This is a genomic window from Geomonas oryzisoli (genome assembly GCF_018986915.1).
Taxonomy (GTDB): domain Bacteria; phylum Desulfobacterota; class Desulfuromonadia; order Geobacterales; family Geobacteraceae; genus Geomonas; species Geomonas oryzisoli.
Genome location: NZ_CP076723.1, coordinates 3,366,203 through 3,381,685, shown reverse-complemented (window position 1 = coordinate 3,381,685; position 15,483 = coordinate 3,366,203). Strand labels below are relative to the sequence as shown.

Genomic DNA, 15,483 nt, shown 5'->3' with positions numbered 1-15,483 from the left:
CTTCTTTTTTGCTTTTTTTTAGTCGCCGTGTCAGCGCCGCGGGTACAGGTACGAGAGGATCGTTTGGTCCTGCACCGTGGCGGCCACGGTGTGGTTGGTGAGTCCGTCGTCAAGGTAGTCGATGGTGTCGTAGAGCAGCCGCTTGGCGTAGACCCCGTTGTGGACCCAGCCGCTTCCCGAGTCGAGCAGCCGCAGGTTGAACGCAGCCCCCATGAGCTGGGCGCCGCGGAAGGCGGCGGATCTGTTCCAGTTGGTTACGCGGGTGGCCTGGGACTGCTGTGCCTCGTCGGCGGTATCGAAGAAGTAAGGGGATTTCCCGCGATTGTAGTGGATCCCCTGGGCCGCGAGCTGCGCGGCGATGAGGGAGAGCGACGCCTGGTACCCCTCCTTTTTGCCCTGCAGGTCCGACGGGGTGAGCGCCACCGCGGTCGGCCCGTGGCAGCCGCTGCAGGCAGCACTCCTGATGGCACCGATGACGCCGTTGGTTGCGGTGGACAAGGCGGTGAAGGCGTGCCTGCCGGCAGGGGAACTCATGTGGCACCCGACGCAGGGACCTCTGCCCGCCTCCATGCCGACATTGGCGTGTGCGGTGGTCGATGCTGCGGCCCGATATTCGTACCCGGGGCGCAGGTTGTCCGGGTAGATCATGTTGGCGGCGACTCCGCCGTGCGGGTCGATGAAGTCGACGCTGCCCCAGAAGTCGTGGACCAGCCCGTCGGCGAGGGTATTGTTCCCGAGGCGGCAGACGATGGAGGGGAGCGTGGAGCAGATGATCGCGCCGGTCGTCGTGCTGGTGGTGGTCTGCTTGATGACGTCGCCGGCCAGCCTGCCGGCGTGGCAGGTGATGCAGATGTTGGAATCGCCGAGGTCGTAGGCGTTGCTGTCCAGGAAGAGTTTCGACCTGATGATCTTCCCTGTCGCCGCGGAAGAGTAGTTGTACCAGGACCTGACGTCCCGGGTGCCGGTAACCTCGTCCACGATGCCGACCTTCCACCTGTCGTAGTTGGCGGTGAACGGGGGCGTGGCGTGGCAGGCCGCACAGCCGATCATCTCTCGGGTGCGGTCGCCGCCGGGTGCGGCGCCGGGTATCCCGAACGGGGAGATGTCGGCGAAGTTGGATTGGACGTACCTGTTGAAACCGCTGGTGGTGTGGCAGCGCACGCAATCCTGCTGTACGGTGGTCGCCGGAGTGACCGGTGCCGGAGTACCCATGGTCTTGAAATCGAAGCTGGTCAGGGCGGGGGAGCGGTAGTCTCCCTTGGCGCTCTGCGCCCAGTCGCGGTGTTCCTGCAAGAGCACGAACTTCGCGACGTTCGAACCTGCGGCGGTGTAATGGCACCTGTCGCACTCAACCTGCGTGGTGACGTACTGTGCCGTGCTGAAGTTGGCCAGGTGCGGCGCCGGGAGCACCGCCTTGAGCCGGTGTCCGTTGTGGCAGTCGGTGCAGATCCCCTCGCTGGGCCAGGGATGCAACGGATGGCAGTTCAGGCACTTCGGGTTGATGTCTGAGGTCGCCTTCAGCATGGGCGCCGCGTTGGGATGGATGGTCGTGGCCGACGGCGCATGGCAGGATACGCAGGCGGCACCGCCGGCACTCAGGGCATGCTTGCTCGCGCCGTAGTCGGCGACTATGTTGCCGCCGGTGAGCGGGTCGGTCGCTCCCCGGTGGCAGACCTGGCAGGCGGAGGCGCCGCTACCCGCGAGGGAGAGGAAGGCGGTGGCGTTGTCCCTGTCCGCGCTGCCGGGGAGCAGCGCCTCGATGGTCGGGGTGAGGTCGCGGCCGCGGTCGATGCTGCCGAAGGTCAAAAAGTCGATGGAGTCGCGCACCAGCCTTTTTACGTAGGCCGGGTTGTGGGCGAAGGCGCCCGGGTCGTGCACCAGCAGGTTGTAGTTGAAGGCGGCGCCGAGGTTCCCCGGTCCGTCGTCGCGGCCGCCCCAGTTGGTCGCGGCGAAGTACGGGTACGCGGGTTTGCCGCCGGCATCGGTGAGGGGGGGGAGCCCCTTGGCGGTCAGGGCGGCCGCCAGCGCCTTCAGGCTCCCGGCGAACTGGTCGCGCCTCTGCTGGAGGAACCCGGCGCTTACCAGGCCGCCGTCGATGTGGCAACCGTTGCAGAGCGTGAAGCCGCCGGCGGCAACGGAGAGCGTGTGGGAGCTCGAGGGGAGATGGCAGGCGACGCAGGGGCCAGCACCGGTGTCGCCGATCGCGGTGTGGTTCACGCCGGCGTTGTCGTAGGAAAGCCCCGGGTAGTGGTATCCGGTGGCTCCGTAGAGTTGGCCGCCGGCGGAGAGATAGTGTGCATCGACGAAGCGGAGGTCGCGCCAGAAGGCGCTCGAATAGCTTTTCTGCGCCGTCGCCCGGGAGAGCGCCTGCACGGTGGCCCCCGCCTGGCGTCCGACGTGGCACCCCAGGCAGATGTTGGACCGTCCGGCGTCGGGATACGATGCACTCACCTGGACTCTTCCGGTCGCCGGCCCCGAGTAGTTGTAGTAGCCGGTGCGCGGGGAGATGGCGCGCGGCGCCGCGAAGTCGCCGCTTGGGTGGCAGGCGTTGCAGGTGAGCGGCTCGCTGTAGCGTTCGGCGCCTGCCTGGACCGGGTCGATGCTCGTGTACAGGGCGAATTTGAGGAACCCGGCAGTGCTGTGACAACGCTGGCAGTCCGTCGTCACGCTCGCGCTCTGCGCGGCCTTGGCCCCCGCGGTGCCTGCCGTCTTCCAGTTGAAGTAGGGCGAGTTTTTCCAGGCGGGGCCGATGCCGTGGCCTGAAGCGGCCCAGTCGCGACGGAACTCAAGCAATGCGCCGTCGGCACTCCCCTTGGGGGCCCCGTCCCGATGGCAGTCGGCGCAGACTGTGAGCGGCGTCACGTAGGCCAGGGCATAGGAGGGGTTGGCGTAGGAGGTGTAGCCGTTGAAGTGGGCGGCAGTGACTTTCGCATCCGGGGCCGGATCGTGTCCCGCGGGGCGGTGGCAGATCAGGCAGTCGGCGGCGGAAAGGCTGGACCTGACCTGGTAGTGGGTGGAGTTGGCTGCACCGTGACAGGTGAAGCAGGCATTCAAGGACGCGCCAAAGGTCGTTGCCGGGTTGTGGCTCCTGTAGCTGCCGTGACACCCCGAGCAGGTCATGCCGACGGTACGGTGGGTGATGCCGGGCTGGTGGCAGCTTCCGTTCAGGCAGAAGCTGCCGGCGCCGGAACGGTAGGCGAAGGTGTTCGCGTCCACGCTGGAGGAGTTCACCGGTGTCGGCATGGCGCCGTCGGTGTGGCAGGTGATGCAGGAGACCCCGGCGGCGACGTGTTTCGATGAGGACCAGCCCGTGAATACGTACGGGGCGGGAACGACCCCGGTGGCGGCGTGGCACCCCATGCAGCCAAGCCGCATGTCCTCGACCAGGGAGGCGACCACCACCACCTGGGTCGTGGCCGAGGCGACGGCGACGCCTGAAACCGACTGGGTGAGCCGGAACTGGTAGGTCCCAGTGCTTGCCGCGACGAAACTCGGGGTGAGCGTGCCTGCGCCGACCAGGGAAACAGCGGGGCCGGAAATCTGGCTCCAGGATGGCACTCCGCCTCCCACCATGCTCCCGGACAGACGCACGGTGCCGTTTATCTGGGCCCGCTGGTCGATGCCGGCGTCGACGCTGTAGGAGGCGTAACAGGCGGTGACGGTTCGGGGCGTGGTGACGTTGCCGGCTGTGATCCGGACCGTCCCGGAGTAGGGAAGGGTGACAGGGGCGCCGTTTAGATCGGTGACGCTGCCGCCGCTTGCCGAGGTGAGGTAGCAGCCGGCGGTGCTGGGGACGCCGGTGAAGACGGCGCTCCCGCCGTAGTTCACCTTTATACTGCTGGGAGTGATGCTGCCGGGGCCGGATACCGAGGCGGTCACCGTGACTTGTCGAGCTGCGAACCCCGCCACCAGCGATTGCGTCGCGCCGCTTTTTTGGAAAGTGGTGAGGTAGTGCGAGGTGTAGTTGCCGACCGGGATGGCAACCCCGTTCCTGAATAGGGATGCGATCTGGTAGCCGGTATTCGCGGCGACCGTAACCGGAACGGGGGCGGAGGTCGTGAAGTTGTGGTACGCGACGATCCCGGCGGTGGTTTGCGGGACCTTGTCTCTCACCTGGAGTGTTCCTCCGGTGTTGGACAGCTTGGTTTGCAATTGCCAGGTGGTGGCACTCCAGCACAAGAGCGCAACGGAGACAGACAGAAAAGCGCAAAGGAACAGCAGCGATTTCTTACCCATACCGAACCCTCCCTCCCTGTTTTTGCCGATCACGACTCTGGATGGCTCCAGGTCACATCCTCCCGCATAAGTAATAGGTGGTCGAACCTCGTTGTCAAGAATGGTGAAATGCTAAAAAAATTATATTTTCCACATAGATACGGCGGCGGCGCCGTGATTTCGCGGGCAGTTTGGCAAGCTGTTCAGCAAGGAGGCGGCAGAGCACGATGCGACGTGGAGGGCGGCGGGAGGAACTGAAAAAGGAAAGGGGGGCGGAGATGAACTCCGCCCCCCTTTGGGGACATCTTTGCCTAAAAAACGGCTATTTCGCGGCAGGACCGTTGGAGAAGATGATCTTGTCGAAGGTGCGATTCAAGGCTTTGCTGGAGAAGTTGGTCATCACGTTGCCGGGGGAGAGGGCTACCTCCTCGCCGACTTTCACCTCCATGGGAGGAACGGCGACCCAGGTTTTGGTACCGTTTTTCTCCACGCAGATGTAGGTGTACCCGCCGGCATTGGCGGTTTCGGTCACCTTGCCGGTGATGGGAGCCGCGGCTGCCGCCTTCGCCTTTTCTACGGCTTTCTCCATATCGGCGGGATCGATCTTCGGATGCCCGGCGAACAGTGACGCGTTGTCGGCGGCGGGAGCCGCAGCAGCGGGTACCACCTCCGGGGCCGGCGCTTTCGGATTCTTCTTGGTCACCTCCACTCCGCCTGCGAAGTAGATGGACTTGAAGGTGCGGTTCAGGCTCTTGCTGCTGAACTCTCCCATCGCCGTCCCCGGTGCGAGCTGTACTTCGTCGCCCACCGTGACACTGGTCTTGGGCACGGCAGCCCATGCGGCCTTGTGGTCTTTCTCGATGTGCAGGTAGGTGTAGTTGGCTGCGGCGATGGTGTCGATCACCGTACCGGCGAGAATGGCCTCATCGGATTCTGCGGGGGCGTTGGGGTCGGCTTGGGGAGTGGCTGCGCCCGTACCCGCAGCGGGTGCAGTTGCTGCTTTCGGAGCCTTCTGCTGCGCGGGAAGGCCGCCGGAGAAGACGATGTTTTCAAAGGTGCGGCCAAGGGACTTGCTGGTGAAGCTCGGCATGGTGGCGCCGGGCAGGAGTTGCAGCTCCTGTCCCACGACAACCTTCATCACAGGCGCGGCGACCCAGGTGCTCTCGCCGTTCTTCACCAGGTTGACGTAGGTGTACCCGCCCGCGTCGAAGGTTTCAGCCACCTTTCCGGTGAGGAGGTAGGGAGTCGCGGCCGGGGGGGGGGTCGGCTTGGCGGTCTTGCCGGGAAGAAGGGAACAACCCGCGCAGGCTGCCAGTATGGTGAGTGCCGTCGCGGTGGTGAGCGTCTTCATCGTTTTCATTTACTACTCCTCTTGGGTGTTTCCGGCCTCGCCGGAGGTTTGACGTCCGTCTCTCGGCGGCTGGCGTCATGCGTCTTACTGCGTGATCACAAGGGTGAGCGTCACCACCGCCCTGCGGTTTTTCTGTCGGCCCTCGTTGGTTTTATTGCTTGCCCGCGGCTTGCTGAAGCCGTACCCCTTGACGCTGACCTTGGCGGGGTCGACGCCATGCTTGAGCAGTTCGCTCTTCACGTTCTGCGCGCGCTGCTGCGAGAGCGCGACGTTGGACCGGCTGTCGCCCACGTTGTCCGTGTGCCCTTCGATGAGCGCGGTCGACTCCGGGTTGGTCTTCATCAAGGCGGCGAACGCTGCCAGTTGGGCCTGGTAGATCGGGCGTATCGCCGGGCTGCTGAACAGGAACTCGATGGTCAGGGTCCTGATCGAGCGCTGCGGCTGCCGCGCGGGTTCCTGTTGTGCCGGTGCCGGCTGGGGCGGCGCTGCCGGGGCAACGGGCGCCTGAGCCGCAGCAGGGGGCTGTACCGGTGCCGGTGCAGGCGCAACCTCGGGCGCTTTCGGCGCAGGCGGAGCCGGTGCAGGAGCCGGTGCAGGAGCCGGTGCAGGAGCCGGTGCAGGAGCCGGTGCGGGAGCCGGTGCGGGAGCCGGTGCGGGAGCCGGTGCGGGAGCCGCCGGTGCAGCCTTCGGCGGTGCCACGGTCTTCGGCATCTCCTTGAGAGTCGATTTCCGTGCCTTGACCGGGACCTTGGGCTGGGTTTCGAGCGCGGTGCCGGGCTGGAACTGCGGCGGCAGCGTGTTGAGACCCAGGGCCGCCGCGCCCGTGGCTCCGATGAGCTCGAGGATGTTGGGCGGAGGTGCCGCGGCCGCGGGAGCTTCCGCGGGGGCGGGCGCTGCCGCCGGTTCTTCGACGATGACCGGCACCGGTGCCTTCGGTGGGGCAGGCGGTGGCGGCGGCGCTTTTTTCTTACGCTCCTTGCCGAAGTAGTAGGTCAGCCCGGTGGTCAACTCGAAGTCGTTGCTGGTGTTGACGTTGTTGTACACCATGAGCTGGCGCAGGTCCGCCCGGATGGCCAGGTAGTCGTCGAAGAAATACTTGATACCGACGCCGAAGTCGAGAAAGGGACTGCTGTCCCTGACGCCCTCGCGGTCGGTGAAGATCCCGCCGGCGCCGAGGGCCAGGAAGGGAACCCACTTGCTCCTGGGATCGAAGGAGTAGATGGCGTCGGTGCGGAACAGGTAGGCGGATGCCTTCGTATCCTGGTTTTTCACGGTTGTGCTGAGGTAGTTGAAGGTGGCCTCGACGCCGATACTGTCGATGAGCCCCTTGCCGATATGGTCGTAGCTAAGCCTCAAGCCGTAGGTGGGGGCGGGGTCCAGTGCCTGGGAGGAGGAAAAATAATAGCCGCCGACAACAGGAGAGAGCCCGACTGAATTTATCGGCTTCTGTGTCTTAGGTACTGCGGTCGCTGCATGTCCTGGGGAAGAAAGAAACAGGGACAGGCTGAGGACGGTTATTAGGCAGTAAAAGAATCGGGGCAACTTCCCACTCCCATACAAGACGTGTGATTGTCGCATCTTATACTAAGTAAAGCCTTACTTCAACCACAAATCCGGCTGTCACTACTGCGATTCAGGCCGTTTACGCCCATTGTCTCCACGCTCGTGTCTCCCGCCGCTATCCCGCACCACCTGTTGCGTTCTCTATGCTGAATTCCCCTGTTCAACCTTTGACCGCGGATGGACCCTTGCGGCACGCGGCTTTCTGAACAATGTGAGAATAGCTCCTGTTCAGATGTTCAACACTTGCACAGTGGATTTTTGAAATGAGAAGTCAGTTTCCTTTTTGCTGCTCCGTAAAAGCATAGTTGTTCAAGTGGCTTGCGGGTTTTTTTGGACTGTGCCGCCGGATGGTACTCCGATTGTAATTGATTGGGTAACGAACCGGGGAGGTGGGCCATGAGAACCGAACAGAGCAAACAGAGCATGATGCAGAAGTTGACCGGGATGGCATGTGCGGCAGCGATCATCCTGGGTCTTGCCCAGGGCGCCGGTGCTTTCGGAAAAGTCGGTGCCAGCTCCGGTAGTGAGACCTGCGTTTACACCCTTCAACTGCAGAAGTCGGTGCAGGCCCGCAGGGACTACCTGGTAAAAATCGACGCGGTGCGTGGCTCGAGCTACACTGCCGGTGGCAGCGTCGATGACATGTACGGCAACGTCGTTCCCGCCGCTTATTCCGACGATGAGAGCACCACCGGCGGCCTCTCCATCACCTTCGGCTCTACTGCGAAACAAACCGCGAATTCCGGCGGAATACTGGATTCTTTCTCTGTCGGTTGCCTGAGCTGCCATGACGGCGTCGGAGCTTCCCAGGTCAACGTAGACTTCAGGGACCGTCCTTTCGACCGGACGTCCATGGTGAATTCTTTTAACAGCGACCACCCGCTAGGGATGACTTACGACTCCTACGTGGCAGCCAACCGCGGTTACAAACCTATCGGCAACAACAAGATGATCTTCGTGAACGGCAAGGTCGGCTGCCTGAGCTGCCACGACCCGCTGAACACCGAGAAGGGCCACCTGGTGATGAGCGACTACGGCAGCGCACTGTGCAAGACCTGCCACGACAAGTAGCCTCGACACCTGCAGGTGATTGCCCCTTGAATCCCGAGCCGCCTTCCGGTTCGGGATTCGTTATTTTTGAACACTTCATTGGGAGCGAGCCGGCATCAGAGGGCATGTCGGCGACGACTTATACGAAGGGGGGGAGTGAGGGGGAAGGGGGAGCCGGCGAGGGCGAAAGGCTACACGTACTTCTCGACCAGTTCCTCTATGATCTCGCCGATGGTGATCCTGCGGTAGGCGGAGGCGATCTTCAGCTTCAGGTGCAGATCCTGTCTGATGTTGGCGGTCAGTCGCACGTCACCTTCCGGAACGAGGCCCGACACCGCCTTCACGGCCCCCTTGGGAAGACGCCCACGTTTTTTGCCGCGCGCAGCGGGCGCGTCCGTCTTCGGCGTCGGGGCTGCGGCGGGCTGACTTTGTTTGGGGGGGCGCGCCTTGGGTTCAGGGCGGGGGGGCGGCGTGGGCGGCGTCTGCGGCGGCGCCGGGTTCTCCACGATCCCCGCCAGTTCGAACAGCCCCATCTGGTTTTCCAAGTCCGACATGCCTCACCCCCGCTGAAAAATGCCAGCGCACTATAGCAACGACGCCTTCGACGAGGCAACCCCTTTTTGATACGCCCGTCTACTTGATACGACAGTCTACTTGATACGACCGTTCTACGTTCTATGTTCTATGTTCTATGTTCTATGTGGACGTTCACGTTCAACGTTCCGTTGTTCTGCGTCACCCTTACCTTCAACTTCCGGCGACAGGCCCCGGCTCGCCTGTGGCGGCGGCAACTTCGCGGTAGCTGGTTTCGATCCGCTGCAGCACGGCGCTCAGGCTGAAAGTGCGGGCCACGAAGGCGGCACCGCTGGCACCCAGCTTCTCCGCACGCTCCCGGTCACGCAGGAGGGTTACCACCGCGTCGGCAAACTCCCGCGCCGTGTCGGCGACAAGGAGGTCGGCGCCGGGGGTGGCCTCGACCCCCTCGTTGCCGAAAGAGGTGGTCACCACCGGGGTGCCGGCTGCCAGGGCATCCAGAACCTTGACGATGATGCCGCCTCCGGTTAGAATCGGCGCCACGAAAACCGACGCGCTCTTGTAGAGCTGGTCGGTGTCGTCCACGAAACCGGTGACGATGGTTCGCGCATCGCGCTCGGCAAGCTCCAGCAACTGCGGCGGCGGACCGAAACCGGCGATGACGAATTCGGCCTCCGGAACCTCGCGGCGCACCAGCGGCAGGACCTCGGCGTAAAACCAAAGGGCCGCCTCGACGTTGGTCGGGCGATATTTGTAAGAAGCCAGGAACAGGAGCCGTCCCGGCACACGCGGGTAGCAGGCCGGTGTGAGATCCATCCCGGCGGGAATGGGGACGGTGGTGACCTTGAGCCTGGGCGCGAGGTCGAGCAGGTAACGCCGGTCGAAGTCGGACATGGTGAAGATCCGGTCGAAACGCGCCATGATGGTGACTTCCAGGAGCCGCACCAACTGCCAGCGGACCCACTGGACCGGGCGCGCCATCCCCGTGCTGCGCAGGTAGGAGCGCCGGGCGGGCTTGGTGATGACGTCATGGGCATCCAGCACCATCGGCGTCCGGCCGCGGCGGATCAGGAGCGCGGTTTCCACCCATTCCACCTGGACCAGGTCGTAATCCCCTTGTCGGATGAGGCGGTTGGCGAAGATGCTGAAGGCGAGGTAGTTGGCGGCCAGGCGCAGCGAGGCGAGGAGCCCTCGCTTGGGCAGTCGGGGATAGCTAAAGGGGTGGATCCCGGCGCAATAGGGGACAAGCTCCGCCAGCAGGGGCTCCTCTCCTTCCTCCAGCCGGGTCGCCAGGTGGATCTCGTGCTGCTGCGACAGGCGTCGCACCAACTCGTTCACGTAGCGGCCGCCGGCGTGGTAGGCCTTTTGCTGCGGCAGGAAAAGGGAGACGAACAGGATCTTCATGTGGGCCGTGCTCGCGCGTTAGCGGCGGCGCTGGGGCGGCCGCCAGGATGACATCGGTGCGGCACAGGGTAACCCGATTGCTGCGGCGGGTAAAGACAAATCTCCTGACCGGCGAGCGTCGGAGTTGTTGACACAATGGGCACTGTCTTTAGAATTGATTAATCGGTCCAGCACTCATTCCTGAAACGCGGAGCGAACGATGAACCCAGATCTGGCTAGATTGACCCCGGGGCAGAAGTTGATGAAACAGGCCATTCACGAGATCGACGATTATTTCGGCGAAGGAGTGGCGTTCAAGAACATCGATTTTCTAGGTGAGTACATGCAGACCCTTGCCATCCTGGAACTGAAGGAAACACTCAGGAACAAGCTTTAGCGGGCGTGCTCTTGATGCGGGGTCACCTTGCCTTCTTGGGCAGCGAGAACCAGAAGCAGGCTCCCGTGCCCACTCCCCCCTCCGCCCAGACCCTGCCGCCGTGCCTGAGCACGATGCGCTGCACGATGGCGAGTCCCACGCCGGTTCCCTCGAACTCCTCGTTGGCGTGCAGGCGCTGGAACAGCCCGAACAGCTTGTTGGCATAGGCCTCGTCGAAACCGACACCGTTATCCCTGACGAAAATTTCCTGATCGTCTTCCCGCTCCAGTGCGCCGATGGCTATTCTGGCGGGAGCACGGGAGCGGGTGAACTTAACGGCGTTGCCGATCAGGTTGATCAGCACCTGGCGCAGCATGGCGGCGTCGCCCAGCACCACCGGCAGCGGCGCGATGTCCCATGCGACCTCCCTCCCTTGCAGGTCCCCCTGCAGATCCGCCACGATTTCCCGCACCAGTAGGCCCAGGTCCACCCAACCTTTCATCATCTCGCTGCGCCCCATCCGGGAGAATGCCAGCAGGTCGTCGATGAGAAGCCCCATCTTCTTCGCCGCGCCGCTGATTACGTCCAGGTAGTGGTGGCTCTTCTCGTCCAGCCCAAGCCCCGCCTTCGAGTTCAGCAGATCCACGAACCCGATGATATGCCGAAGCGGCGCGCGCAGGTCGTGTGAGACCGAGTAGCTGAACGACTCCAGCTCGCGGTTGGTGGCAGCCAACTGCTCCAGCTGGTTCCTGAGGGCGAGGTTCAGTTCCATGATCTTCGCCTCCCCCTGCTTCTGGATGGTGATGTCCCGGATGACCGCGAAGACCCAGGTCGCTTCCTGCGCCTCGATGGGGTTCAGCATGATGTCCACCGGTATCTCGGTACCGTTTTTGTGGCGCCCGTACAGTTCCAGCCCGATCCCCATCTTGCGGGCCCTGGGATCGCCGAAGTAGTTGCGCAGGTGCTGGCGGTGGCGCTTGTGGAAACGCTTGGGGATGAGCAGTTCGATGCGCTGCCCCACCAGCTCCTCCCGCATGTAGCCGAAGGTCACTTCGGCCTGCTGGTTCACCTTCCGGATCACCCCGGTACCGTCCACCACCACGATGGCGTCGGGGGCGGTTTCGAAGAGGCGCTCCAGCATGGTGCGGCTCTTCACCATGGCCTCCTCGGAAGCACGCCGCTCGGTGTTGTCGTGCAGTATCAGCACATAACCCGCATGCTCGTCGGCCGCGCCACGCAGTTCGTTGAGGGTGATGCTTGCCCAGAAGCGGCTGCCATCCTTGCGTATGCGCCACCCCTGCAGCTCAAGGCTGCCCATGCTGTCGGCGATGGAGAGCTCACGCTGGGGCGCGCCCGAGCGGATCTCCTCCTTGGGGTACAGCACGGAGAAATGTCGCCCCAGGATCTCGTGGGCGAGGTATCGCGTGATGCGCTCGGCGCCGTGGTTCCACGAGACGATCTCGCCTTTCGCGTTGAGCAGGATCAGGGCGTAATCCCTCACCTGCTCCGCCATCAGGCGAAACAGCTGGTCCCTTGCCCGCTGAGCGGCTTCCGAAACGTCGCCGATCGCCTTGTCTTCATCGCGTTTGTTGACCATGTGTCCGTGCCTGTGCTCTGGTTGCCGTGGTTGCCGTGGTTGCCGTGGTTGCCGTGGTTGCCGTGGTTGCCGTGGTTGCGGGAAGGGCGATTACCTTGCCGGGACCACGGTCTCGAAACTCTGCATCCAGTTGGTGCCGTCGCCCATCCCGTGGGTACCGCCATCGTTGCCGAAGTACTTATAGGTGATGCGGAGCCGGTCACCCGCGGCCAGTGCAGCCGGAATCTTGATGGTGAAATCGGCGCTTTCATCCAGTCCGAGTTCCGACGGTACGATGAAAGTCATGCCCTGGACCATGACCTTGCCGCGGCTGTCCAGTTGCGACGCCCAGATCTCCAGGTTGCGCATTCGGAAGTAGCGTACGTTCTTGACCACCCCCTGTACGATGGTGCTCCCGTCAGCAGGCTTCACTTCCCATCCCATCAGGACGTCGAACTGCTTGTAGTGCTGCGGCAGAGCCGCCATTCGTTGCTGCTGCAGGTCGGGGTACGTGGCGCAGGCGCCCAGGAGCACAAACAGCATTAAAAAGATGGGTCTCAGTCTTCTCATGTGACACCTCCTTGAACCAGCTGCTATTTTACGCCACCGGGGGGGAATGCACAACGCGGCAACGGAGTTTGTGCGGCAGGGGGGAGTAGTATGAAAGGAAGGGGTGCGGAATCGGCAGGCGCTGCCGCAGCGGTGCGGCAGCGCCTGTTGAGTTATCTGTCGTGATGGGGGTGGTGCCCGCGGGCGTCGTGGCGTGCCTCGCGCAACGCCTTGAACTTGGTCGCCTGCTCCGGTGTCAGCAGGGCAAGAAATTGCCTGGTCTGTGCTCCCCTTTGCACCGCTACGTCCGCCTGCAGCGCCGCAACTTTCGCCGCCTGGGCTCTTATGGCGGATTCATCGGCGCTGCCGGAGCGGACCATGGTCTGCAGTTCGTGCCGCTCCTGCCTGAGGGAGGCGAAAAGTGGGGCGTTCTTGGCGCGGCCGGCCTCGAAGATGGCCCGCGCCTCGCTCTTTTGCTGGTCGGAGAGCTCCAGTTCCTTGGCCATCTTCATGAACATGCCGCGACGCCCCTCATGTTTTTGCTGCTCGAAGCACTCTTTGCCGCTTTCTCCGTTCATCGGGCCGTAGCCGGCGAACGCGCTCCCGCTTCCCACAACGGCCGTTGCGGTGACGCAGGTGAGTAGTACCAGTTGTCTTAGCTGTCTGTTCATGTCATTTCTCCTTTCATGTCTGGCTTAGCAGCCTGGTTTCCGGGCTAGGTATGTGTTTAAGGTACTGCGGGATTATGAAGCAAATGTGAACGAATTGAGGAAATCTCACCGATTGTGCCCGGGACGACTGAAGAGGCTACAACGCATCGGGATATGAGAGTCGCGTGGCGTTTTTTGCCAGAACGGTCCTTGCCATCCCGATCCATATTGCTAGAATGTACTAACGAAGCTTGAACTTCGCTGAACCGTCATCGAGGAGGGGCTATGAAAATTCCGGTTGTGTTTGCTGATGAAAGGCGCGGGCTGGTAAAGGCTGAGGAACTCCAGGAGTTGATAGAGCAGGCAGCGATAGTCTCATTCTTGCGCAGCGACGGTGAGTGCGTGCAGGTCGGCATCGACAGCGTGAGAGGAATGGGTGGGAGAAACTATCGCGGCCCCGAGCGCAGGGGGAACGTCCTGTTCTGCTGAACCAGTCCCCGTCACCGCAACAGACAAGGCCGGCCTTCTTTTATAGAGCCGGCCTTTGCTTTTGGCCTCCCTAAAATTCGGTACCCACCTGTTATACAAATTCTGCGTTATTTACAGTTTTGCAAAACACTAAGTTTGCTTTCGCATTTGTGCGAAAGGGATCCGGCGGCCAGGCCGCAATGATCAACGTGCTGATATCACGCCGCATCGGGCATCTCCGGCGGTTTTATCAGCGGGCGGCCTTTTTGCTCTTATGCGAAAAGGGGGTGTTGCTCTTGGCATGGGGCGGGGTAACGCCCTTTGTGTAAGTTGCCGTTTTTGCGTGGCTTGTAAAAATATACAAAATTGTAAAACATTGGTATGCGAGTTGCTAAGGTCTGTGGCAAGAGTGGTCAATCCCAACATGGAGGTATAAAGGCATGACACAGACAACATCTAACAAGGGCTGGCAGGTAGTTTTCGCCGGAACCGGAATCAACCTGGCGCTCGGGGTGCTGTATGCCTGGAGTATCTTCAAAGGAGCCATCAAGGCGTCCATCGAGTCTCACGCCCCGGACGCCTTCCAGTGGGACAAGGCTTCCATCAACGATCCGTACGCCCTTTGCTGTCTCGCCTTCGCCTTCTCCATGATCCTCGCCGGCAAGTGCCAGGACAAGATCGGCCCGGCCCGTACCGCGCTGATCGGCGGCATCCTGGTGGGCTCGGGCTTCTGCCTCATGGGCTACTCCAACAGCTACGCGGCCTGGGTCACCGGCTTCGGCGTGCTGGCCGGCTCCGGCTTCGGCTTCGGCTACTCCGCAGCCACCCCGCCTGCGCTTAAGTGGTTCTCTTCCAAGAAGACCGGCCTCATCGCCGGCATCGTGGTCGCCGGTTTCGGCCTCGCCCCGGTGTACATCGCGCCGCTCTCCAGCTACCTCCTGGGCGCCTACGGCATCCAGCAGTCCATGTACATCCTGGCCGCCGGTTTCGCGGTCATCGTCTGCGGCCTCTCCTTCGCCCTCGTCAACCCCCCCAAAGGGTACGTCCCGGCCGAGCCGGCCCTGAAGGGTGACGAGAAGGCCGCTCCGGCCAAGAAATCCGGCTATGACGCCACCGTGAGCGAGATGCTCAAGTCCCCGAAATTCTACATGCTGTGGGCTACCTTCTTCATCGGCGCCGGCGCGGGTCTCATGGTGATCGGCTCCGTCGCGGGCCTTGCCAAGAAGAGCATGGGCCCCATGGCCTTCGTGGCCGTGGCCATCATGGCCATCGGCAACGCCTCCGGCCGCGTGGTTGCCGGTGTGCTCTCCGACAAGATCGGCCGTCGAGCCACCCTGACCATCATGCTCGGCTTCCAGGCCATCCTGATGTTCGCCGCCGTCCCGGTGGTCGGCTCCGGTTCCGCCACCATGCTGGTGCTCCTCGCCTCGTTCATCGGCTTCAACTACGGCTCCAACCTGACCCTGTTCCCCTCCTTCGCCAAGGACTACTGGGGCTTCAAGAACTACGGCCTGAACTACGGCGTGCTCTTCTCCGCCTGGGGCGTCGGCGGCCTGGTCATGGGGCGTGTCTCCGAGATGATGAACGCGCAGCCGGGCGGCCTGAACAAGTCCTTCATCCTGGCAGGCTCCTGCCTGGCACTGGGTACCGTGATCACCTTCTTCCTGCGTGAGAAGAAAGCAGTCGAGGTCGAGGCAACCGAGGTCGCTGGCGAGAAGGTCGCCGTCAAGGCTTCCGCCTAGGTTGCTGCTGCCGCGAGGTTAAAAAA

12 protein-coding genes are annotated in these 15,483 nt (G+C 62.9%); 4 read left to right on the top strand and 8 right to left on the bottom strand.

Features of this window, described 5'->3' with window-relative positions; all coding sequences use genetic code 11:
* Positions 1-30 precede the first annotated feature (30 nt).
* The 3 genes from KP004_RS14720 to KP004_RS14710 form a co-directional block, all read right to left on the bottom strand.
* Entirely contained in the window at positions 31-4,236 is a 4,206-nt protein-coding gene (locus KP004_RS14720; RefSeq protein ID WP_216799254.1) for a cytochrome c3 family protein, read from the bottom strand.
* A gap of 301 nt (positions 4,237-4,537) precedes the next feature.
* Positions 4,538-5,575 carry a hypothetical protein gene (locus KP004_RS14715; RefSeq protein ID WP_216799253.1) on the bottom strand — a complete coding sequence of 346 codons (1,038 nt, stop codon included), beginning with the start codon at positions 5,573-5,575 and terminating at the stop codon, positions 4,538-4,540.
* 75 nt (positions 5,576-5,650) lie between these two features.
* Positions 5,651-7,144 carry an OmpA family protein gene (locus KP004_RS14710; protein WP_239026823.1) on the bottom strand — a complete coding sequence of 498 codons (1,494 nt, stop codon included), beginning with the start codon at positions 7,142-7,144 and terminating at the stop codon, positions 5,651-5,653.
* 381 nt (positions 7,145-7,525) lie between these two features.
* On the opposite strand from KP004_RS14710, the gene KP004_RS21155 reads away from it, so the two are divergent.
* Entirely contained in the window at positions 7,526-8,200 is a 675-nt protein-coding gene (locus KP004_RS21155; protein WP_239026822.1) for a cytochrome c3 family protein, read from the top strand.
* A gap of 170 nt (positions 8,201-8,370) precedes the next feature.
* On the opposite strand, the gene KP004_RS14700 is transcribed toward KP004_RS21155, so the two are convergent.
* Positions 8,371-8,733: a hypothetical protein gene (locus tag KP004_RS14700; RefSeq protein WP_216799251.1), complete on the bottom strand. Its 363-nt coding sequence runs from the start codon at positions 8,731-8,733 to the stop codon at positions 8,371-8,373.
* Positions 8,734-8,926: 193 nt separating this feature from the next.
* Complete coding sequence (locus KP004_RS14695; protein ID WP_216799250.1) at positions 8,927-10,117, bottom strand: glycosyltransferase family 4 protein; 1,191 nt, start codon at positions 10,115-10,117, stop codon at positions 8,927-8,929.
* Between the two features lie 199 nt (positions 10,118-10,316).
* On the opposite strand from KP004_RS14695, the gene KP004_RS14690 reads away from it, so the two are divergent.
* On the top strand, positions 10,317-10,493 hold the full coding sequence (locus tag KP004_RS14690) for a hypothetical protein (RefSeq protein WP_183348221.1): 177 nt from the start codon (positions 10,317-10,319) through the stop codon (positions 10,491-10,493).
* A 22-nt stretch (positions 10,494-10,515) separates the two neighbouring features.
* Here the strand turns inward: KP004_RS14690 and KP004_RS14685 are convergent, their stop codons facing one another.
* The 3 genes from KP004_RS14685 to KP004_RS14675 all read right to left on the bottom strand — a co-directional run bounded on the left by KP004_RS14685 (position 10,516) and on the right by KP004_RS14675 (position 13,268).
* Positions 10,516-12,069, bottom strand: a complete 1,554-nt coding sequence (locus tag KP004_RS14685; protein WP_216799249.1) for a sensor histidine kinase — start codon at positions 12,067-12,069, stop codon at positions 10,516-10,518.
* A gap of 90 nt (positions 12,070-12,159) precedes the next feature.
* Positions 12,160-12,618 (bottom strand): hypothetical protein, encoded by a 459-nt coding sequence (locus KP004_RS14680; RefSeq protein WP_216799248.1) that lies wholly within the window; start codon positions 12,616-12,618, stop codon positions 12,160-12,162.
* Between the two features lie 152 nt (positions 12,619-12,770).
* A complete protein-coding gene (locus KP004_RS14675; protein ID WP_216799247.1) occupies positions 12,771-13,268 on the bottom strand; it encodes a Spy/CpxP family protein refolding chaperone in 498 nt (165 codons plus the stop codon).
* A 264-nt stretch (positions 13,269-13,532) separates the two neighbouring features.
* Between KP004_RS14675 and KP004_RS14670 the strand changes: the two genes are divergently transcribed.
* Both KP004_RS14670 and KP004_RS14665 read left to right on the top strand, forming a co-directional pair.
* Positions 13,533-13,736 (top strand): GSU3473 family protein, encoded by a 204-nt coding sequence (locus tag KP004_RS14670; RefSeq protein ID WP_216799246.1) that lies wholly within the window; start codon positions 13,533-13,535, stop codon positions 13,734-13,736.
* A gap of 419 nt (positions 13,737-14,155) precedes the next feature.
* Positions 14,156-15,457, top strand: coding sequence for an L-lactate MFS transporter (locus tag KP004_RS14665; RefSeq protein ID WP_216799245.1), 1,302 nt, complete (start codon positions 14,156-14,158; stop codon positions 15,455-15,457).
* Positions 15,458-15,483 lie beyond the last annotated feature (26 nt).

Coding starts and splice junctions, on each gene's coding strand:
- KP004_RS14720 (WP_216799254.1), bottom strand. CDS start 4,236: ATGGGTAAGAAATCGCTGCTGTTCCTTTGCGCTTTTCTGTCTGTCTCC.
- KP004_RS14715 (WP_216799253.1), bottom strand. CDS start 5,575: ATGAAAACGATGAAGACGCTCACCACCGCGACGGCACTCACCATACTG.
- KP004_RS14710 (WP_239026823.1), bottom strand. CDS start 7,144: ATGCGACAATCACACGTCTTGTATGGGAGTGGGAAGTTGCCCCGATTC.
- KP004_RS21155 (WP_239026822.1), top strand. CDS start 7,526: ATGAGAACCGAACAGAGCAAACAGAGCATGATGCAGAAGTTGACCGGG.
- KP004_RS14700 (WP_216799251.1), bottom strand. CDS start 8,733: ATGTCGGACTTGGAAAACCAGATGGGGCTGTTCGAACTGGCGGGGATC.
- KP004_RS14695 (WP_216799250.1), bottom strand. CDS start 10,117: ATGAAGATCCTGTTCGTCTCCCTTTTCCTGCCGCAGCAAAAGGCCTAC.
- KP004_RS14690 (WP_183348221.1), top strand. CDS start 10,317: ATGAACCCAGATCTGGCTAGATTGACCCCGGGGCAGAAGTTGATGAAA.
- KP004_RS14685 (WP_216799249.1), bottom strand. CDS start 12,069: ATGGTCAACAAACGCGATGAAGACAAGGCGATCGGCGACGTTTCGGAA.
- KP004_RS14680 (WP_216799248.1), bottom strand. CDS start 12,618: ATGAGAAGACTGAGACCCATCTTTTTAATGCTGTTTGTGCTCCTGGGC.
- KP004_RS14675 (WP_216799247.1), bottom strand. CDS start 13,268: ATGAACAGACAGCTAAGACAACTGGTACTACTCACCTGCGTCACCGCA.
- KP004_RS14670 (WP_216799246.1), top strand. CDS start 13,533: ATGAAAATTCCGGTTGTGTTTGCTGATGAAAGGCGCGGGCTGGTAAAG.
- KP004_RS14665 (WP_216799245.1), top strand. CDS start 14,156: ATGACACAGACAACATCTAACAAGGGCTGGCAGGTAGTTTTCGCCGGA.